The sequence below is a fragment of the Gracilimonas amylolytica genome (genome assembly GCF_002911695.1).
Taxonomy (GTDB): domain Bacteria; phylum Bacteroidota; class Rhodothermia; order Balneolales; family Balneolaceae; genus Gracilimonas; species Gracilimonas amylolytica.
The window spans coordinates 1-19170 of sequence record NZ_PQBS01000027.1; the positions used below are offsets into that span (position 1 = coordinate 1).

Here is a 19170-nt window from a genome sequence, read left to right on the forward strand (position 1 = left end):
CAGTAAGATCTTGTATAAGTTTTGATTTCGATGATTAAAGCGATATTCAGTTTCTTTTAAATACACATAAAAATGAGATTTCGATACCCCATTAAATTGAGCCAACCGGCGTTTGGCATAACTCCAAAAAGATTCAATGCCATTAATGTGACTCGAGGAATTGGCGAATTCATCCTGGCCATGTTGAACACGATAATGTTTGTCATAGCCCACATCCACTAGGCCATTATAGCCTCGCCAACCATCACTGTGAATCACACTGGCCGGGGCCACTTTTCCACGTATAATACACTGGAGTGTCTTTTTTCTTGCATCAGGGACAATTTCGGTATAGACTTTGCCCTTACGTTTGAAAATGCCAAAGACAATGGTTTTACCCGAAGCTCCTCGTCCTCGTTTACCAGGAATTCGTCGTGGACCAAAATAAGACTCGTCAACCTCAATGATGCCTTGGATCCGAGCCGATTGCTCAGACCATCGAGCGATGTGATGGCGCAGTTTGTCAAAGATCACGGTAACCGATCGCAATGAAATGCCGGTTAACTCAGCCGTTTCCGTTGCGGTTAAATCTAACGAAAAACACTTGATCAGATGCCGAAATTTAGCTTCTGAAATATGTGACCGTTTATAATACTTGTTATTCATTGTATAGCAATATGTTACAAGATTTTATAACATGCTATACTTCATAAGACCCAAAATAAAATATTAATAAATTTTAATATTCCACAATTAATGTTTAAAGCAGTACGTCAATGATCAACCTCTGTGGTGTTTGATCTACCTTCATGTTACTCAAGATTGCAGGACAGTTACTATTAAAATACTCTTAAAAACCTATTTCATTGCCTTTCAGGCCATTAGGCCACATTTTTCACATCGGCGGCACTTCCCCACCCTGCGGCATCAGTATAATTTCCTCAACCACCGATCGCTTGGAGAGTTGTGATACGCTTAGAATGAGCCGACCCACATCATCCGGATCAATGAGTTTTTGGGGATCAATATCCACTCCATCCCAGGATGTGGAGTCCGTTTGCCCCAGATTTATGGCCGAGACCGCAATATTAGACTTCATTAATTCCTTGTGCAAAGATCGGGTGTATCCCAAAAGTGCATGTTTGGAGGCTGAATAAGCTCCGCTTCCCTCCAATCCTTTAAGTGCCCCCATAGAGCTGATGTTTACGATCAGTCCCCTGTCCAACTTATATAAGGAGGGTAATACGGCCTGGGTTACATTAAAGGCTCCAATAGTATTTACCTCCAACTGGGACCTGAATTCTTCAGTAGTAGTATCTTGGGTGCGTTTATATAAAAAATGTCCGGCGTTGTTAACCAGTATGCCTATTTCATGGTCACTAATTCCGGAATCTTGCAGCTGTTTTTCATCGGTGATATCTGCGGCAATGGTATGAACCGATGTAGCTCCTCCCTTCAAACAAAGTTCTTTGGCTTTATTGAGGTCTTCTTTATTCCTTGCCATCAAAATAATAGGTCGGTTGGTTTCCCTGGCAAATACTTTAGCAATAGAGAGACCTACTCCCTTACTCCCGCCTGTGATCAGTACCGCTGCGTCTTTGTATGCCATAGATGATAAAATTAATTGAACAGCCTCAAGGTAACCCCATCCTTCGGTTCAGTCAAAGTTCTGAGGAAAATATATTTAGGGTTGAGCCGGTTGGTGTTAAGTGATTTGGTAGATGAGTGAACTGACTCACATCCCTCTGATTTAGAGCTGAAGCTTAAAATCTGTCTCCCTTCTAAGGGAGAGTTTCTCTTGGCTTACATTAAATTTGTCAACCAACTTCAAAATAAACCCATACTATACTTTGAACTCGCATCAAATAAAAGGCCCGAAGAAATGAACTCCCTCTTTGAAGAGGGATCGGCATTGAACTTCAGTTCAATGACAGGGGGATGTAATTAAGGCCTTCTCGCTCCAATTCGGTCATCCTGATCCGCCGGCTGGCGGAGAAGGATCTTGCCTATATAAGGCACTCAGTGTGATCTATTAACCTATTCCGCTACTTTCTGTTTGGTAAATCGTACACTCTATCACGCTCCGCAAAAGGCAAGGTTCTTCGCTCCGCTCTGAATGACTGCAATATTAGCCGTTATGGCACCTTCAGGAATTTGTGGGTTTGTAGGCTAATACCCCACTCCGGGTTTTCTTTTACGTAATCCACGATAAGTTCTATGGATTTGGGGGTGTCCCATTCAGGCTGCAGCAGCAATCGGGTTCCTTCCGGACATTTGGCGGCATTTTCCTCAGCCCATTTCAGGTCTTTGTTGGTCAGTACCACCACTTTGAGTTCATCCACATTGGAATAGACTTCATCGGTCGGTTTCTTGAAACGCTTTGGGGATAGTGTGATCCAATCCAATGAACCGGACAAGGGCGAGGATCCACTGGTTTCAATATGAATCTGCAGTCCGGCTGATTTAAGTCCCAGCGTCAAAGGCAGCAGATCATGAAGCAGCGGTTCACCCCCGGTGATCACCACAAAAGGAGCACCGCTTTCTTTGGCTGCTTTGACCAGTTCTCGTACCGTCAATTTTGGATGCCCTTCCTCTTCCCAGCTGTCTTTCACATCACACCACCAGCAGTTCACGTCACAACCGGCTGTACGGATAAAATAAGAGGCACGCCCGGCATGTGCTCCTTCCCCCTGTATGGTGTAAAAATGCTCCATGACCGGATATACGACATCCAGGTACTGCTCGGTATGCTCTTTTGCGATCTGTGTATCTGTCTTAAACATCCTGATCGGTGTATTCAACCCAGCTGGTGTCCGTTTCCCAAACGGTGACGGTCAGGTCGATGCCTTCCGGGATACGATTTTTAGTTTCCTTATGTATGAATTCAGCAATTCTCTCTGCCGTTGTATTTTCAGAGATCAGTTCGTTTAGCACGCCATGATCAAACCCTCCTTTTTCTGAATCTTTGGCGGCCCATTTCAACTCCTTGAAATCGCAGACCATATCTGGGGTATCAAGGTATTGTGAGGGATTGAGTTTATTCGATTTAGCCGTCATCTTCACTTTATAGGAATGACCATGCATGCGCCCACATTTCCCATCATAGCCGTCTATGTAATGAGCTGCGTCGAATTTAAACTCGGTGTGTAGTGTCCAGGTTGGCATTATCCGTAATTAATTTATGATCGTTATCTTGCCTCTTGATGCAATAAAAAATGCCACATGTGTGGCATGACCAAAATTACGGTTTTTTTTGGATAATTACTCAGATCGCTTGATGCTGCATCCAATGATGCGGGTTTTTCTGGTTGGAACCGATTCCCCGGCCAACAAAGCGTCCAGTGCATCCTTTACATATGGTTTTGAGACTGTATTGGCATTATTTGGATTATCATCGATCGCACCGTGATAGACCAGCTGTAAGTTTGTATCAAAGATGAATACCTCGGGAGAGTACTGAGCCCCAAAAGCATCCGCGATCTCGTGACCGGCATCCAAAGCATATGTAAAATTATAGCTTTGTTTTTGTGCCCGCCGGTTCATGTCTTCAAGGGATTCTCCCCGATCACGGATCCGTTCATTGGAGTTGAGTACGATCATTCCAAAATCGTTGGCTGTGGAATAAGTCGAAAGTTCGATCAGGCGATCTTCCCATTTAGCCACCCAGGGACATGTATTGGATGAAAAAATAACGATCAACCCATTGTTATCTGCGGCCGACTGAAGCGAGATGTTACGCCCTGAGGTATCTTCAACCTGTTGGTCACCGAGTGGTATTGAAGCACTAAAACTCAATGAACCCTGCCCCAAAGCCATCGTAGTGATCATCAGGGATAGCGAAATGCAAAGTAAAAGCGTCGTTTTCAAATTATTAAATATTTCTTTGAACCGATTTTGATCATGTGCCATAATACATAAAGCCGATATAAAGTTCACTTTTGGAAATGAGCAGATAACAGGCTTTGTAATTCTACAAATGTATCAGGATCGGTAGTTTCCAGCTTTGATAGCTTCAAGGCCTCTCTGCCCAGGCTTTTGTACATTTCCGACAAAACAGGATCGGAAGAAATGAGCTCAATGTGTCCTTTCACCGTGTTCATATCTCCCCTTGCAATGGGACCCGTTAAGGCATCTTCAACCCCATTATCTTCAATGTTATCCAGCGTATTGCGCATTAACGGGATCAGTGCTTTCAGCGAGATCTCCTCATTCATTCCTCCTAACTTCGAAGCCTTGGTCATCAGGTTTGCAAGTACGACCAGATAATTAGAGGCAATAACCGCCGATGCATGTAAATAAGGCTTTTGCTCAGCTTTGATCTTGATGAGTTCCGCTTCCAGATCATCTGCAATTGTTTTTAACTTTGTGATCATTTCCTCATCACCTTCCACATCAAACCATGTGCCTTTAAAGGTTGCCGCAGACGCAGTGATCGATTGGTTAGGATGAAAGGAAGCAATCTTGGCTCCCTTTTCACTTAACGGCTTTAGAATGATGGATGAGTGAGTCCCCGAGCAATGTGCCACGGACTTAGTTTTCAAGGAAGGAAATGTTTGATCCAGTTCATTTACTACTTCTGTGATCGTATCATCCGGCACCGTAATGAGAATAAGATCACCCAGGTCATCAAGCGCGTCAGGAATGGCTTCTGAAAATTTCGTTTTGGGGTGAGCCGTACGCAGAGTTTCCGAAACGGTATGTTTATAAACGGCTGATATAATTTGATAACCGTGTGATGAAAGGACTTTAAGCAGAGCTGTGCCAACCTTACCAAGCCCGATAATGGAAATGGTTGGTCTGTTCATGTTAAACCGCCTGCATTTTACCGCGCTTGGCGTATCCGCAGATATTGGAAGCCGTTTCTATGTGATCCAGAAATTCCACATCAAATCCCCACGAACGGGCAACCAGAATACCACTCATAAAGGCCCGGGCGCCATTCACCGTTTTATCATTACTGTTCAGGTAATGCATCAGACCCGATTCATTATTCTTGACTACCAGTGATCTAAGGTGCTCCAATTCTTCAGGGCTGCTTGCCGGAACATCACAGCAGTAAACGATCAGGGCGTTTTTATTCAGCAACAACTCATCCAGGGTAAAAGCCAGTTCTCGGATGATGGCCGGATCATAATCACCAATTTGCAAACTGACCAGATCAAAACCATCAAACACCGATTGAAGAAAAGGCAACTGCGTGTAAAGGCTCATTTCCTTACTATAGCCTTCATCGGCAATGAAAAAATCATCTTCTTCATCACAAAATTCGTTGCGCAGATAATCATTGACCGGCACCTCCCCAAAACGGGATTCAAAGGTTGTATTAGAAGGCATGGCCAGTTTCTTCTGAAGCTGACCGGTATACGATTCGATCACTACGATGGTATCAAATTGCTGACCTAAAACAGTTTTGTAGGTGGCACAAAGCTCACCAAAGTTTTCTTCATCAATATGATTAGGCACAAAAAGCATTCTGACGTGCTCTGAACCGGTATTTAAATCTCCGGCATTTTCAATGTGCGTTCTTATCTCTTGTTTAGAAAGGGTTTCAATATTCATAAAGCCGCATGCGATGATTGAATTATCTCTTTACAGAATATAAAAAAGCCCAAAGACACCATTCCTGTACCAACATAAAATGGTTTCTTTGGGCTTTGTTGTTCTATCAAATATGAGTGCTGTGATAAGCTAAGGCTATCTGATGATCTGTTGCCTTAAAACTACAAATTTCAATGAATTTATCATTATTAAATCTTGTAGAAATTTCTCCATTGTCTTTGATAGAGAGCACGACCTCATTTAGATTAGTCCGCAAGCCGGTTCCAAGGCACTTCACAGCCGCTTCTTTCAAGGTCCAGATCTGCAGCGGTTTCAATTCTTTTAAGGCCTGTTTTTCTGTTTCATTCAGGACCCGATCCAGTACCCTCTGAGGAATTCGACGGCTTAATCTTTCTGCATCCACTCCTATATCAAGAGATTCCGAAATTGCACAAAAGACCTTATCCTCACTGTGAGTAAAACTGACGAATAGATGCTTATTAACCTCTGTAGCAAAAGGCTTCCCTCCCTCTTCCTTATACAGTTGGATCACATCAATATTCAATTCCAATTTACCAGCAATAAAACGAAATAAATGACGGGCAGTTAAATATTCTGCCTGCCGACCCGGATTTTTAAATTGTCTGTATTCTGCTTTTTCCTTTTCAGAAAGAATGTGAGTGGTATAGTCATCAGAAATAGCAGCACAGCCTAAAGTTACTTTAGATGGACATCCTTCAATATGTGAAGTATCAATGATCTGCATGGGTAAAGATAAATTGGTCAGCTGAAGGATACAGAATTTGAAAGATAATACTCAACAGGTGGGCAAAATGCGGAGAGGGAGGGATTTCCCGCAGAATATTATCCTCATCATCCATTTGGGTTGAAAGTGGGACAGGCTTCTCATCCCTCCTTTTTGTTGCCATGCAAATCATAGTTTGGTAAATGAATGGCAGTGTATAATAACTAATTTGAATGCGGAGAGGGAGGGATTTCCCGCAGAATATTATCCTCATCATCCATTTGGGTTGAAAGCGGGACAGGCTTCTCATCCCTCCCTTTTGTTGTCATACAAATTACAGTTCGGTAATTGACTGGCAGTGTATAATAACTAATTTGAATGCGGAGAGGGAGGGATTCGAACCCTCGGTATCCCGTAAAGGATACACTCGCTTTCCAGGCGAGCCCGTTCGACCGCTCTGGCACCTCTCCGTTTGTGTTTCGATGATAGTCCGTCGAAGGGCGCCTAAGATATAAGTATTTGAATCCTATATCAATGATATTAGTGCCGGTTTTAGGATTTATTTTTGGTGGGTGAAAATTGGTTCTTTATTGGATCCATTATTCTGTTCTGAATGTGAGGCAGAGCCTCAATATTACGTTCCGGAGCAGAGCACCGGAACGAGGGAATTTTTTAACCGCAGAGAGCGCAAAGAAGGCGCTGAGTTCGCTAAGAAAATCCCCTCTGCGCTCGTTGCGAAATCTTTGCGCTCTCTGCGGTTAATGAGGTACTTAAATCTTATTTATAAAACTAGCTAAAGAGTCATTCAGAGTGAAACGATGAACCTTGCCTTTAGCGGAGCGTGGTTGTAGGAAATATTTACCAACGAGAAAGTAGCTGAATGGTTTTACAAATCATACTGAGTGTCCTACAAGGCAAGATCCTTCGGTTCCTCAGGATGACCAAAATTAATTGAATGGCTAATATCTAGCATTCCATCACCCGGCTCGGGTAGAATTGGATATTAAGCCATAATTTGAATGAGCCGAATGATGGAGTGAGACTCATTAATGAACGTGAGTACTTGATAATTCATCTGAAGTTGTCATCCTGAGCGTATAAAAAAGCTATTTTTGATGAATTTGCTTAACGCGAAGGATCTCAACTTATCATTCAACCGAATAGCTCCACCTTTGAGACCCTTCGCGAAATACAACATTTACCGAATCTTAATTAAATACGCTCAGGGTGACAACCAAGGGTTAGGTTTATGTCGAACTCAGGCTAAATACTAAAATCCAATGTTGAAACTGTTTTCCACGTAAGTCCTGACCGGCTCACCGTCTTGTCGGGCTGGGGTGAATCTCCATTTCAACGCTGCTTCAACGGTTGCTTCTAACAAGCCGTATCCGATCTGTTCCACCACGCGATAGGTATCCCCTTCAAATAACCGGATCTCTGAAATAAAGGCATCCTCAACGGTACCATCGGCTCCAACCAGAAAAGTAACATCGATCTGTGCCTTGATGTTTCGGTCTTTGACAGCTTGAGGGACGGTAGGTTCTACGATCTTAAGTAACATCGGAGCGGTTTGTGGATCCCCCACGAGTTGAGCTTTCCCTGAGGTTTCTCCCCTTCCGGGTAATTCAGAAAGTGATTCTTCAGGCGAAAAATCCTCGATATCCGGAAACTCAATTTCTTCCGGTATGATCTCATCATTGGGAACCGGTACAGGAACCATCGGTTTGGGCGGTGGTGGCGGAGAATCAGCTTGCTGCGTTATGATCGCATTATCGATGAGGATCTCCTCATTGGAACTGAAATCCTGAAACTCTGCCTTTTCGGGTGGTGAAACCGGCCACAGTTTAAAACATGCCAAAATGATCATAAGTGACCCGATCAGTGCGATCATGTACCTTTGAGCATGATCAAGGTCATTCAGATATATTTCGACAAATCTTTGGATCAAGTTTCTTTCAATTTCTGCAATTCTTCTTTCATGAGTTGATATGTGTGATCTTTAAGGCTTTTCATATCCTCAAAATCTTCGGATTCGATCACCTCCAACACTTTTAATTTGAAGTTTACTTTTGGATTCAGGTATCCGGATCCCGGAGGCATCGCATGGTATCCGCCGTCAATGACCATCGGCTGAATTCTGAAGCCGTGTTCTTTAGCCAAAAGAAAAGCTCCATTCTTGAACGGTTTCAGCTTACCATCCATTGTGCGTGTCCCTTCAGGAAAGATCATGACCGGCACAAGATCTTTTAAGGGAGCAACCAGATTATCCAGTTTTTTGAGCGCCGTTTTACTGCTTCGGTTGATCGTCAAATGTCCCGTAAGCCAGACCAGCCACCCCATCACCGGAATGTAGGTCAGGCTCCGCTTTGAAACCCACTTCATTTTCCATGGCAAGTGATAGATGAACGCCATATCCAGAAAGCTCTGATGATTGCATACAAAGATCGTGGGTTTGGATGGATCGAATTTCTCCTCACCATCAAATGACATCTTCCACCATGGACTCGCTTTCATCATAAATCGAGCCATGATCGATAAGGTAAAATTTGGAGCTTTCCGGTATCTATCAAATGGAAAGGTCAGCAAAAAAACGATAGAAATAATGATAAAGAAAGTGAGAAACAGAAAACTGAAATAGGTAAAAACAAAAATACTGAATAGTAATCGCATAATTTTACAGACTTAACAGTGCTTTGCGTACAAAACCGTTGTGTTGCATTAATAAATGTTTTGAGGTTTCAAGATCCACATTTCCAAGCTCCATAAGAAGAGCCGTTTTAACATGTCCCTCTGCCACATCTAAAAGTTCAGAGGCTCTTTTGTAATCAACTCCAGTAAATATCATCAGGATCCGTTTGGCCCGTTCAACCAGTTTTTTATTGGTCAGCATAAGATCGACCATCACATTTTCATACACTTTTCCCTGTCGGATCATGGCTCCGGTTGTGAACATATTGAGCACCATTTTCTGAGCTGTTCCACTTTTCATTCGTGTACTTCCCATGATAACTTCCGGTCCAACCGGAATATCGATCAAATGATCTACTTCAAGATCTATCTGTGCTGCCGGCACCGTGGTTACCAATATGGTCTTGCAGCCTCTTTTTGCAGCCTCCTTTATGGCTCCGTGTACATAAGGGGTTCGGCCGCTTGCTGCCAGTCCACATACCACATCGGGTGGTGCAACCTTGGCCATTTCAATATCTCTTGCACCATTTTCCTCGAAATCCTCGGCTCCCTCCTGGGCTACGAACATGGCTTCCTTACCACCGGCTATAAATCCCTGTACCTGTTCCGGTGAGGTTCCGAAAGTAGGTGGACATTCTGCAGCGTCCAGCACTCCTAAACGTCCGCTGGTACCGGCACCAAAATAGAGTAACCGACCTCCTATCTGAAAGGCATCTGCAAGAAGATCGATCACCTCGGCGATCTCATCCAGTTTCTCCTCGATCTTAAGAGCAACCGTCTGATCTTCATTGTTTATGAGCGTGGCAATTTCCCGGGAAGAAGCCAGATCGATCTCCCGGGTCTTCGGATTTCTCTCTTCTGTGCTTAGCTTTTCCAGTTGCTTGAAGAGCTTTTGTTTATCCGTCTCAGAACTCAAATTGATCACTCCCTGCGGGTTTTCCACCACATGCTTTCTGAGGATCCATTAGTACTCACCACGGTATTAGAGCCGTCATCGCTTTCAAATCCTTTGAGCAGTGAAGCCGCCAATGCAGCTACTTCTGCTTCATTGGATGTTTCCTGCATATTCTCAGGGTCAAAATGGTCAGGCACAAAATGAGTGTCGTACTTTGCCTCTATAAAGGCGGGGTGATTGAGCGTGAATTCACAAAACGGAATGGTCGTTTTACAACCTGAAATTTCGTATTCGTCCAGCGCCCGAAGCATTCTTTTTCGAGCTATTTCGCGGTCAGGCCCGTGTACGCTTAATTTGGAGATCATCGGGTCATAATTGATCGTGATCTGTTGCCCTTCTTCAACCCCGGCATCCACACGAATTCCGGACCCGGTTGGTACGCGATGCTTTTTAAGCAAACCGGTACTTGGCAGAAAGTTATCAGCCGGATCTTCCGCATAGATACGGCATTCAATGGCATGACCGTTGATCTTTAGATCTTCCTGTTTGAATGGCAGTTCTTTACCCTCAGCCACCAGAATTTGTAAGGCCACCAGGTCCACCCCCGAGATCATCTCTGTAACCGGATGCTCAACCTGCAGACGGGTATTCATCTCCAGGAAATAAAAATTCAAATGTTTGTCCACCAAAAACTCAATGGTGCCGGCTCCTACATAATCACAGGCTTTAGCCGCTTTAATGGCCGCTTCAGCCATTTCAGCACGGAGTTCATCAGTCAGTAACGCACAAGGGGCTTCCTCGATCACTTTTTGATGTCGGCGCTGAACCGAGCACTCACGGTCAAATACGTGCAACACATTTCCGTGCGTATCTGCCATGATCTGAAATTCCACATGGCGTGGTTCCTCTAAATACTTCTCGATGTAGATACGATCGTCCCCAAACGCATTCTTGGCTTCCGATTTTGCCCCTTTGATACTTGCTTCAAACTCTTCCTTCTTATGAACGATACGCATCCCTTTTCCACCACCACCGGCTGCGGCTTTCACCAGAATGGGATAGCCGATCTCGTCAGCAACTCTTCTGGCTTCTTCGATATCTTTCAATTCACTTTTCAAGCCGGGAGGTGTAGGCACATTATGCTGGCTCATCAGCTCACGTGCTACGGTCTTATCCCCCATCAAACTAATGGCTTTGGGCTCGGGACCTATGAAGATCACTCCTTCTTTTTTACAGCGTTCGGCAAAAGCTGCATTTTCACTGAGAAATCCATAACCGGGATGAATGGCATCGGCTCCGGTTTGTTTGGCAGCATCAATGATCTTATCGATCACCAGGTAACTTTCTGAGGAAGCCGCCTCACCAATAAATACAGATTCGTCTGCGTGCAGAACATGTGGAGAATGAGCATCGGGACGAGAGTAAACCGCCACTGTTTTGACCCCTAATTCCTTACAGGTGTGAATAACTCGGAGTGCGATCTCACCGCGATTAGCAACTAATACTTTCTTGATTTCAGCCATAGAATCCTGTTTATGAATTTTTGCCTAATGATAGGACTTTACAGCAAGATTCTCCAAGTGAAACCTAAATTAACTCGCTGATTTCATATCAATGAAAATGCGGGGAAGTATCGAGAGTTTTTCGGTGTAGTTCAGATAGGCTCGCGTATCAAATACATTGTAATCGTTTTCCTCGATCTTATTCAGGATGCGGCTGTAGTTGTGGCGAGCAAGACACACCGGCAAACGGCTATCACTGTTCAGAAGTGCAATACCCCTGTCTGACCTTTCATAGAATTTTCTGGCCCGATCGATCTGAAATTTTAGCATCTCCCTGAATTTATCATCAAGGTTTTTCGAGAAGAGTTCTTCTTCAGTGATACCAAATTTTCTAAGGTCTTCCTGCGGAATGTAGATACGATCACGTTCCAGGTCTTCACCTACATCTCTTAAAATATTTGTAAGCTGCATGGCGATACCCAGATCCACCGCATAGGTCAGTGCATCCTTGTTGGTATAACCGAATACTTCTGACGTCATCAAACCTACCACAGAAGCAACTTTATAGGAGTAGTCATATACTTCCTCAAAGGTCTCGAAGCGATCCTTTACCAGGTCGGTCTTTACCCCATCCATTAACAGAAACGGGAGGTCCATTGAAATGTGATACTTCTTCAGGGTATCTGAAAAGGCAGAGAGGATCGGATCGTTCACGATCTTGCCATCATACACATCAATGAGCCTTTGTTTGAACATCTCAAGTTTTTCATCGATCTGATCGATGGTGATCTTTTTATCATGTATCAGGTCTTCCGCTTCATCTACCAGATCATCCAGATATCTGCATAAGCCATAGATAGCGAAGATTCCCCGCTGCTTATCGTTAGGTAAAAAACGGGTGGCCATATAAAAGGTCTTCGCATGCTTTTTGGTAATAGACCGGCAGTGCATGTAAGCTTCCTTAAGGGATTCATCCTTTACATCATCTATTACAGATGTGTGAAACGTGGTTTTCTCGTACAACGGACGAATAACGTGATATGGATATCTGAGTATGTTTGTCATAATTGTGCCATTTCACTTACAAAGCCTAAATTGACTTTAAAAAGTTCCTGACTTTATGAAATTAATAAACGTATTACCGCTAACATTTTAGGATATTGATGTTTATAATTGGAACTTAAAATTGATTTCCTACTAATGGTTAACAAGGATAAAGATATTAGCTTGTTGTTAAATTCCTATTAAATTTTTAAGGTATAATGAATAAAAAAGTAACAATATATGAGGTAGCCAAAAAAGCTGAGGTTGCCATATCTACCGTATCGAGGGTGCTGAATGGTTCAGAGAACGTATCTGAAGCCACAAAAAATAAAGTGGAAAAAGCGATCAAGGAGCTGAATTTCCGTCCTCAGGTTAGTGCCCGGAAACTTGCCAGTAAGCAGCCTCAGATGCTGGCCATTGCGGTTCCCTCCTTCACTACCCCTTATTTCAATGAGGTTTTGAAAGGTGTGAAAGATGAGATCAAAAAAATGGACCTTGATATCATATTGTATAACACCGGTTCAAAGAATCCCGAGGAAGGTGTGCAGAACTTCTTTGACCGTGGCACCGCCGATGCCGTAATCCTGCTTTCAATCGATATTAGTGATGACGTTCACCAACGGCTAAAGGCTACCCATACTCCCGCCGTACTTGTGAATTCCTCTCACCCTGCCTACAACTACTTTATGCTTAATGATTATCAGGGTGGCTACATGGCCGGTGAGCATCTGGTTAAGCAGGGTTTTGAAAGAATTGGTATGATCCAAAGTATCGTAACCTCCAAGACTTCCAAGGAAAGATTACGTGGCTTCAAGGATGCCCTTAAAAATTATAAGATGCCCATTGATGAATCCCTTTTTAAAACCGGCGACACGACCAAACACGGGGGCTTTACAGAAGAAGCCGGTTTTGAAGCAATTTACAAATTTGATAAACAAGGGGATTTTCCGGATGCTATATTCTGCTCAAACGACACACAGGCCGTTGGTGCCTTATACGCCCTGTCAAAACTGGGCATGAAGGTACCGGATGATATTGCGATCATGGGTTATGATAACATCAAACTGACCAAGTACCTGGATCTGACCACCATAGACCAAAAGATGTACACCATTGGTGTGGAAGCTACCAAAAGACTTGCTCAGATCATTAAGAATCCGGATGAAGAAGTCTATCAGACCACAATCAACCCTGTGTTAATTCAAAGAGGCTCAACCGAAAATAAGAACAAGAAGTGAATTTAGATTTTTCAGCTGAAGAGGCATTAAACCACTGCATCACCGATACCAAGGTCCCCGATTTCAAGGAACCTTATAAAGGTAAGGTTCGGGATGTATATGAGTTGGATTCCGATAAACTCGGCATTGTTGTTACAGACCGCATTTCTGCCTTCGATCATATCATGAAGCAGGCCATTCCGTTTAAGGGCCAAATTCTGAACCAGCTGGCCGCTTTTTCGTTCGATAAAGTGAAGGATATCGTGGCTACACATATCATTGATATCCCTCACCCAAATGTCACTATTGCCAAAAAATGTAACACTATCCCTATCGAAGTTGTCATGCGCGGTTACCTTACCGGACATGCCTGGCGTGTGTACCGTTCAGGTGAACGCATGCTATGCGGAGTTGAGATGCCTGAAGGCCTTAAAGAGCATGATAAATTTCCCGAACCCATCCTGACGCCTGCCACTAAAGCTCAGGAAGGTCATGATGAGGATATCTCGGAAAAAGAGATCCTGAACCGGGAAATTGTATCTTCTGAGCTCTGGAGTGAGATCAGGGATAAAGCCTTTAAACTTTTTGAACGCGGAACTAAGGTTGCTGCCGAACAGGGATTGATCCTTGTGGATACCAAGTATGAATTTGGAGTGTATGAGGGTGAGCTGACTCTGATCGATGAGGTGCATACCACGGATTCATCCCGATATTTTTATCTGGATGGGTATGAAGAGCGTCAGGCAAAGGGAGAGCAACAAAAGCAATTATCCAAAGAATTTCTTAGAGAATGGCTGATGGAGCATGATTTTCAGGGACTGGATGGACAGGTACTACCGGATCTCCCCGATGAATTCAGAATGCAGGTGTTTGAACGCTATGCCGAATTGTTCGAAATGCTCACCGGAGATCCTTTTAAGCCTCAGCTTGAAACAGATCTGAATACAAAACTAAAGACAATATTCTCGGATGCTCAAAGCTAACCTGAAAGAAAAATTTCAACTCTTTGATGAGTATTGGACACCCAAGATCGTAGGTGAACTTAATGATCAGTATGTGAAGCTTGCCAAGCTTAAAGGTGAATTCATCTGGCATGATCATGAAAATGAGGATGAATTGTTTTACATCGTCAAAGGTACTCTCCTTCTTAAATTCAGAGACAGAGAAGATGTTCTGCTAAATGAGGGCGACATGTACATTGTTCCGGCCGGAGTTGATCATTTACCCTTAGCCGAAGAGGAGTGCTGGGTTATGCTGGTTGAACCGAAGCATACCTTACACACCGGTTCAGCTAAAACTAAAAAAACAGTGGCTATAGAGGACCAAAGCTGGATCTGACCCATGAGTGAGCCAATTGAATTCAAACGCATCAGACCCAGGATCTACATCGAAACCCCTTTGACCCCTGAGGAAGTGAACCGGCGAATTCGACAGCAGCTCAGGGATGAAGGCAGGCTTTGCAGCGGGGAATCGACTAAGGGATATGCTACTATTTGTCCACCTGAAGAGGAACAGCATTTTTGGTCGCCACAACTCACCATCACCCTTGATACAGATGATGAGGAAGAAAAAACATGCATTCGTGGGTTATATGGCCCCAAACCTTCAGTATGGACCATGTTTGTCTTTTTCTATGCAGCCATTGGCTTTGCCATCATGATCATATCCATGATCGGTCTTTCGTATTGGTCGCTGGGTAAGCCGGCAACACTCTTATGGCTCGTTCCTGTTCTTTTGCTTGTTTTTCTGAGCCTGTATCTGGTGGCCTATTTTGGTCAGCGCCTGGGGCACAAGCAAATGACCAATCTACACCGATTTCTGGAACGCTGCCTCGAAAAAGAGATCGATCATTACTGATTCCCATTATCAAAACAACGCTTTTGCCACTTCATAGACCGAAGCCGATTTCCCCATTGAGTAATAATGAAGACTTGGCACGCCATACTGCATGAGTTCCTTTGATTGTGAAATGGTCCACTCGATCCCTACCTGACGAACCTCTTCGTTGTTATTGCATGCTTCGAGTTCAGCTGTCAGCTCCATAGGCAGATCAACGTGAAACAGCTGTGGAAGTATCGTCAGCTGTTTGATAGATGTGATCGGTTTCAAACCCGGAATGATCGGCAATGTGATACCATTTTCTCTGCATCTATCCACAAAATTAAAATAGCTCTTATTGTCGAAGAACATCTGCGTGACGATGTAATCAGCTCCCTTTTCTTGCTTAAGCTTCAGGTATTTGAGATCGGTTTGCATGTTGGGAGCCGCAAAATGCTTCTCCGGATAACCGGCCACTCCTATACAAAAGTCGGAAGGCTGAGCATTCTCCAATTCCTCATCCAGGTAAACCCCTTTATTCAGGTCTACCACTTGTTCAATAAGCTCAGATGCATAAGCATGACCATCGGGTTCAGGTACAAATTCCCGCTCCGGCTTTCGGGTATCTCCCTGAATGAGAAGTACATTATCAATACCAAGAAAATTAAGGTCAATCAGCGCATTTTCGGTATCCTCTTTGGTGAATCCACCACAAATGATGTGAGGCACCGCATCCACTTTATAATGATTTTGTATCGCCGCACAGATACCTACGGTACCGGGACGTTTACGTACGGTTTTTCGCTCTAAAAGACCATTTCCCCGCTTCTTATACACATACTCCTCCCGGTGGTAGGTAACATCCACAAACGGTGGCTTGAATTCCATGAGTGGATCCATGTGATCGAATAAGGAACGGATATTTTGTCCCTTGAGTGGGGGTAACACTTCGAAAGAGAATAAGGTGTTACCGTTAGCTTTTTGTATGTGTTCAGTAACTTTCATGTGACGTTTATTGATAGTCGATAATTGATGAAAGCCACTTTTCGACTTCCTCTTTTGAAACGGATTTTCGTTTTGCGTAATCGGCAACCTGATCTTCACCGATCCCTCCTACCCTGAAATACCGGGATTGAGGATGTGAGAAATAGAATCCACTAACCGACGAAGCCGGGTACATAGCGAATGATTCCGTCAGTTCGATCTGAACTTCGTCTTCCACATTAAGCAGGTCGAACAGCGTTCTTTTTTCGGTATGATCCGGACAGGCCGGGTAGCCCGGTGCAGGACGTATGCCTGAATACTTTTCTGCAATGAGGTCTTCATTTGTGAAGGTTTCTTCATTCGAATACCCCCAGAACTCCTTGCGAACACGTTCGTGCATTCGTTCAGCAAAAGCTTCAGCCAGGCGGTCAGCCACCGCTTTCACAAGAATGATGTTATAATCATCGTGTTTTGCTTCAAATTCTTTGATCAACTCTTCAATACCGATCCCGGCCGTTACCGCAAAGAAACCCATGTGATCCTTTATTCCGGAATCATGAGGTGCAATGAAATCGGCTAATGATGAATTGGGTTGCCCTCTTCTTTTCTGATTTTGCTGCCTTAGAAAGTGAAAGGTTATGTCTGGAGCATTTTCGATATCATCAGTAATTAACCTGATATCATCGCCGTAAGACATTGCCGGGTAGAAACCTATCACTCCCTTCGCTTTCAGTAGATTACCCTTGATAATACGATCTATCAGAGATTGAGCATCATGAAAAAGCGCTGTTGCCTGCTCCCCGACTTCTTCATCATTCAGGATATCGGGGTACTTTCCGGTGAGCATCCAGGTTCTGAAAAACGGCGACCAATCTATGTAATTCCGCAACTCTGATATCGGGTAATCATCAAATACTTTATTTCCAAGAAATGAGGGCTGAACCGGTTCATAATCATCCCAGTCTATGCTGATCTTATTAGCCCTGGCTTCTTCGAAAGTGATCAGTTTTTTGGCCGTTTGTCGGGATTCATGCTGCTCCCTTAGGTCCACATATTCCTGTTTGATCTGTTTCCTGATCCCTTCTTTCTTCTTGGGGTTGATCACATCGCCAGCCATGGTTACAGCTCTTGAGGCATCCAATACATGGATTATAGAGCCTTCGTATTCCGGATCGATCTTGACCGCAGTATGCAGGCGTGAAGTTGTGGCTCCTCCGATCAACAGAGGCAGTTCCATCTTACGTTTCTTCATTTCGCGAGCCACGTAGATCATTTCATCCAGTGAAGGCGTGATCAACCCGCTCAATCCTATGGCATCCACTTTATGCTTTTCGGCTTCGTCAAGGATCTTATCTGCAGGGACCATCACCCCAAGATCAACCACCTGATAGTTATTACAAGCCAAAACCACACTCACAATATTCTTGCCGATGTCGTGCACATCCCCTTTAACGGTAGCAAGGAGAACTTTAGGCTGTTCAGATGTATCCAGGTTATCGGCTTTTTCCTGCTCGAGATAGGGTGTCAGATAGGCTACAGCCTGCTTCATGACGCGGGCACTTTTTACCACCTGGGGCAGAAACATCTTTCCTGACCCAAAAAGATCACCCACCACATTCATCCCGTCCATGAGCGGACCTTCGATAACTTGCAGCGGACTCCCATACTTTTGCCGGGCTTCTTCTGCATCCTCTTCCACAAATTCATTGATACCCTTCACCAGAGAATGCTTAATGCGTTCCTCCACTGTTCTCGATCGCCATTCGAGATCTGTTCTATCTTTGGAAGCCGAACTTTCCCCTTTATACTCTTCCGCCAGTTCAAGTAATCTCTCCGTGGCATCCTCCCTGCGATCGAATAGGACATCTTCCACTCTCGTCAGAAGTTCTTCCGGAATATCATCGTACACCTCGAGCTGAGTCGGATTCACGATGCCCATGTCCATACCGTGTTCTATGGCGTGATACAGAAAAGCAGAGTGAATGGCTTCCCGAACGCGATTATTGCCTCGAAATGAAAATGAGACGTTACTCACCCCACCGATCACATGAGCTCCGGGCAGGTTCTCACGGATCCACCTGGCTGCCTTAAAGAAATCAAGGGCATTACGGCGATGTTCTTCCATACCTGTGGCTACCGGGAAGATATTGGGATCAAGAATAATGTCTGAGGGATGAAATCCTGCTTCTTTGGTCAACAGCTTATATGCTCTCCCACAGATCTCTTTTCGCCTATTCAGGGTATCGGCCTGACCATCTTCATCAAAAGCCATGCAGATCACTGCGGCTCCAAAACGACGAACGGTCTTAGCTCGCCTTAGAAACTCTTCTTCCCCATCCTTCAAGCTTATGGAATTGACGACACCTTTGCCCTGAAGGCATTTGAGTCCGGCCAGTATCACTTCCCATTTCGAAGAATCGATCATGATCGGGATCTTTGCGATATCCGGCTCTGAAGCGATCAGATTGAGAAAGTGCGTCATCTCTTGTGCACTATCAAGCATTCCTTCATCCATATTCACATCCAGGATCTGAGCACCACCCTGCACCTGATCCAGGGCGATCTTCAGTGCCTGATCGTAGTCTTTGTTCTTTATGGTGTTCAGAAATCTCTTTGAACCGGTTACATTGGTTCGCTCCCCAACATTTACAAAATTGGAGTCTTCAGTGATGATAAGAGGTTCAAGTCCGCTGAGCGTGAGAGGTAGTGTCTTCATATTAATTAACTACAGAGTTTACAGAGGTACATGGAGTTTTAGTA

20 protein-coding genes and 1 tRNA gene are annotated in these 19170 nt (G+C 44.1%); 4 read left to right on the forward strand and 17 right to left on the reverse strand.

Features of this window, described 5'->3' with window-relative positions:
- The 15 genes from C3B73_RS06130 to C3B73_RS06195 form a co-directional block, all read right to left on the reverse strand.
- A partial coding sequence (locus tag C3B73_RS06130) for an IS1595 family transposase (protein WP_103664703.1) occupies nt 1-645 on the reverse strand: 645 nt, incomplete at its 3' end.
- 229 nt (nt 646-874) lie between these two features.
- Nucleotides 875-1588 carry an SDR family NAD(P)-dependent oxidoreductase gene (locus tag C3B73_RS06135; protein ID WP_103664724.1) on the reverse strand — a complete coding sequence of 238 codons (714 nt, stop codon included), beginning with the start codon at nt 1586-1588 and terminating at the stop codon, nt 875-877.
- Nucleotides 1589-2114: 526 nt separating this feature from the next.
- The gene (locus C3B73_RS06140) at nt 2115-2762 is read right to left on the reverse strand and encodes a 7-carboxy-7-deazaguanine synthase QueE (RefSeq protein ID WP_103664725.1); all 648 of its coding nucleotides are present in this window, start codon (nt 2760-2762) and stop codon (nt 2115-2117) included.
- The gene (locus tag C3B73_RS06145) at nt 2755-3144 is read right to left on the reverse strand and encodes a 6-pyruvoyl trahydropterin synthase family protein (protein ID WP_103664726.1); all 390 of its coding nucleotides are present in this window, start codon (nt 3142-3144) and stop codon (nt 2755-2757) included. Before C3B73_RS06145 ends, C3B73_RS06140 begins: the two co-directional genes overlap by 8 nt.
- A gap of 96 nt (nt 3145-3240) precedes the next feature.
- Complete coding sequence (locus tag C3B73_RS06150; protein ID WP_232803038.1) at nt 3241-3846, reverse strand: redoxin family protein; 606 nt, start codon at nt 3844-3846, stop codon at nt 3241-3243.
- 65 nt (nt 3847-3911) lie between these two features.
- Entirely contained in the window at nt 3912-4784 is an 873-nt protein-coding gene (locus tag C3B73_RS06155; RefSeq protein WP_103664728.1) for a Rossmann-like and DUF2520 domain-containing protein, read from the reverse strand.
- A 1-nt stretch (nt 4785) separates the two neighbouring features.
- Complete coding sequence (amrB, locus tag C3B73_RS06160) at nt 4786-5538, reverse strand: AmmeMemoRadiSam system protein B (RefSeq protein ID WP_103664729.1); 753 nt, start codon at nt 5536-5538, stop codon at nt 4786-4788.
- 106 nt (nt 5539-5644) lie between these two features.
- Nucleotides 5645-6283 (reverse strand): 4'-phosphopantetheinyl transferase family protein, encoded by a 639-nt coding sequence (locus C3B73_RS06165; protein ID WP_103664730.1) that lies wholly within the window; start codon nt 6281-6283, stop codon nt 5645-5647.
- Nucleotides 6270-6446, reverse strand: coding sequence for a hypothetical protein (locus tag C3B73_RS13925; RefSeq protein ID WP_157939439.1), 177 nt, complete (start codon nt 6444-6446; stop codon nt 6270-6272). The genes C3B73_RS06165 and C3B73_RS13925 overlap by 14 nt, the downstream gene beginning before the upstream one ends.
- A gap of 197 nt (nt 6447-6643) precedes the next feature.
- Nucleotides 6644-6732 (reverse strand) — tRNA-Ser (locus tag C3B73_RS06170).
- Between the two features lie 800 nt (nt 6733-7532).
- Nucleotides 7533-8210, reverse strand: coding sequence for an energy transducer TonB (locus tag C3B73_RS06175; protein ID WP_103664731.1), 678 nt, complete (start codon nt 8208-8210; stop codon nt 7533-7535).
- Entirely contained in the window at nt 8207-8932 is a 726-nt protein-coding gene (locus tag C3B73_RS06180) for a lysophospholipid acyltransferase family protein (protein ID WP_232803040.1), read from the reverse strand. The genes C3B73_RS06175 and C3B73_RS06180 overlap by 4 nt, the downstream gene beginning before the upstream one ends.
- Before the next feature lie 4 nt (nt 8933-8936).
- On the reverse strand, nt 8937-9893 hold the full coding sequence (gene murQ / locus C3B73_RS06185) for an N-acetylmuramic acid 6-phosphate etherase (RefSeq protein ID WP_232803042.1): 957 nt from the start codon (nt 9891-9893) through the stop codon (nt 8937-8939).
- On the reverse strand, nt 9872-11368 hold the full coding sequence (gene accC / locus C3B73_RS06190) for an acetyl-CoA carboxylase biotin carboxylase subunit (protein WP_103664733.1): 1497 nt from the start codon (nt 11366-11368) through the stop codon (nt 9872-9874). The genes murQ and accC overlap by 22 nt, the downstream gene beginning before the upstream one ends.
- A 69-nt stretch (nt 11369-11437) precedes the next feature.
- A complete protein-coding gene (locus C3B73_RS06195; RefSeq protein ID WP_103664734.1) occupies nt 11438-12412 on the reverse strand; it encodes a phytoene/squalene synthase family protein in 975 nt (324 codons plus the stop codon).
- A 197-nt stretch (nt 12413-12609) separates the two neighbouring features.
- Between C3B73_RS06195 and C3B73_RS06200 the strand changes: the two genes are divergently transcribed.
- The 4 genes from C3B73_RS06200 to C3B73_RS06215 are packed head-to-tail and all read left to right on the forward strand — an operon-like array spanning nt 12610 to nt 15465.
- Complete coding sequence (locus tag C3B73_RS06200; protein WP_103664735.1) at nt 12610-13629, forward strand: LacI family DNA-binding transcriptional regulator; 1020 nt, start codon at nt 12610-12612, stop codon at nt 13627-13629.
- The gene (locus C3B73_RS06205; protein ID WP_103664736.1) at nt 13626-14591 is read left to right on the forward strand and encodes a phosphoribosylaminoimidazolesuccinocarboxamide synthase; all 966 of its coding nucleotides are present in this window, start codon (nt 13626-13628) and stop codon (nt 14589-14591) included. Before C3B73_RS06200 ends, C3B73_RS06205 begins: the two co-directional genes overlap by 4 nt.
- Nucleotides 14578-14946, forward strand: a complete 369-nt coding sequence (locus tag C3B73_RS06210; protein WP_103664737.1) for a cupin domain-containing protein — start codon at nt 14578-14580, stop codon at nt 14944-14946. Before C3B73_RS06205 ends, C3B73_RS06210 begins: the two co-directional genes overlap by 14 nt.
- 3 nt (nt 14947-14949) lie before the next feature.
- A complete protein-coding gene (locus C3B73_RS06215) occupies nt 14950-15465 on the forward strand; it encodes a hypothetical protein (RefSeq protein WP_103664738.1) in 516 nt (171 codons plus the stop codon).
- A 9-nt stretch (nt 15466-15474) separates the two neighbouring features.
- Here the strand turns inward: C3B73_RS06215 and metF are convergent, their stop codons facing one another.
- The gene (metF, locus tag C3B73_RS06220; RefSeq protein WP_103664739.1) at nt 15475-16431 is read right to left on the reverse strand and encodes a methylenetetrahydrofolate reductase [NAD(P)H]; all 957 of its coding nucleotides are present in this window, start codon (nt 16429-16431) and stop codon (nt 15475-15477) included.
- Between the two features lie 7 nt (nt 16432-16438).
- A complete protein-coding gene (gene metH / locus C3B73_RS06225) occupies nt 16439-19126 on the reverse strand; it encodes a methionine synthase (RefSeq protein WP_103664740.1) in 2688 nt (895 codons plus the stop codon).
- Nucleotides 19127-19170 lie beyond the last annotated feature (44 nt).

What these genes read in the sequence shown, in the direction of transcription:
- metF (WP_103664739.1), bottom strand. Translation starts at nt 16,431, where the DNA reads ATGAAAGTTACTGAACACATACAAAAAGCTAACGGTAACACCTTATTC.
- accC (WP_103664733.1), bottom strand. Translation starts at nt 11,368, where the DNA reads ATGGCTGAAATCAAGAAAGTATTAGTTGCTAATCGCGGTGAGATCGCA.
- C3B73_RS06165 (WP_103664730.1), bottom strand. Translation starts at nt 6,283, where the DNA reads ATGCAGATCATTGATACTTCACATATTGAAGGATGTCCATCTAAAGTA.
- C3B73_RS06215 (WP_103664738.1), top strand. Translation starts at nt 14,950, where the DNA reads ATGAGTGAGCCAATTGAATTCAAACGCATCAGACCCAGGATCTACATC.
- C3B73_RS06180 (WP_232803040.1), bottom strand. Translation starts at nt 8,932, where the DNA reads ATGCGATTACTATTCAGTATTTTTGTTTTTACCTATTTCAGTTTTCTG.
- C3B73_RS06140 (WP_103664725.1), bottom strand. Translation starts at nt 2,762, where the DNA reads ATGTTTAAGACAGATACACAGATCGCAAAAGAGCATACCGAGCAGTAC.
- C3B73_RS06145 (WP_103664726.1), bottom strand. Translation starts at nt 3,144, where the DNA reads ATGCCAACCTGGACACTACACACCGAGTTTAAATTCGACGCAGCTCAT.
- C3B73_RS06210 (WP_103664737.1), top strand. Translation starts at nt 14,578, where the DNA reads ATGCTCAAAGCTAACCTGAAAGAAAAATTTCAACTCTTTGATGAGTAT.
- amrB (WP_103664729.1), bottom strand. Translation starts at nt 5,538, where the DNA reads ATGAATATTGAAACCCTTTCTAAACAAGAGATAAGAACGCACATTGAA.
- C3B73_RS06135 (WP_103664724.1), bottom strand. Translation starts at nt 1,588, where the DNA reads ATGGCATACAAAGACGCAGCGGTACTGATCACAGGCGGGAGTAAGGGA.
- C3B73_RS06155 (WP_103664728.1), bottom strand. Translation starts at nt 4,784, where the DNA reads ATGAACAGACCAACCATTTCCATTATCGGGCTTGGTAAGGTTGGCACA.
- C3B73_RS06195 (WP_103664734.1), bottom strand. Translation starts at nt 12,412, where the DNA reads ATGACAAACATACTCAGATATCCATATCACGTTATTCGTCCGTTGTAC.
- C3B73_RS13925 (WP_157939439.1), bottom strand. Translation starts at nt 6,446, where the DNA reads ATGGCAACAAAAAGGAGGGATGAGAAGCCTGTCCCACTTTCAACCCAA.
- metH (WP_103664740.1), bottom strand. Translation starts at nt 19,126, where the DNA reads ATGAAGACACTACCTCTCACGCTCAGCGGACTTGAACCTCTTATCATC.
- C3B73_RS06200 (WP_103664735.1), top strand. Translation starts at nt 12,610, where the DNA reads ATGAATAAAAAAGTAACAATATATGAGGTAGCCAAAAAAGCTGAGGTT.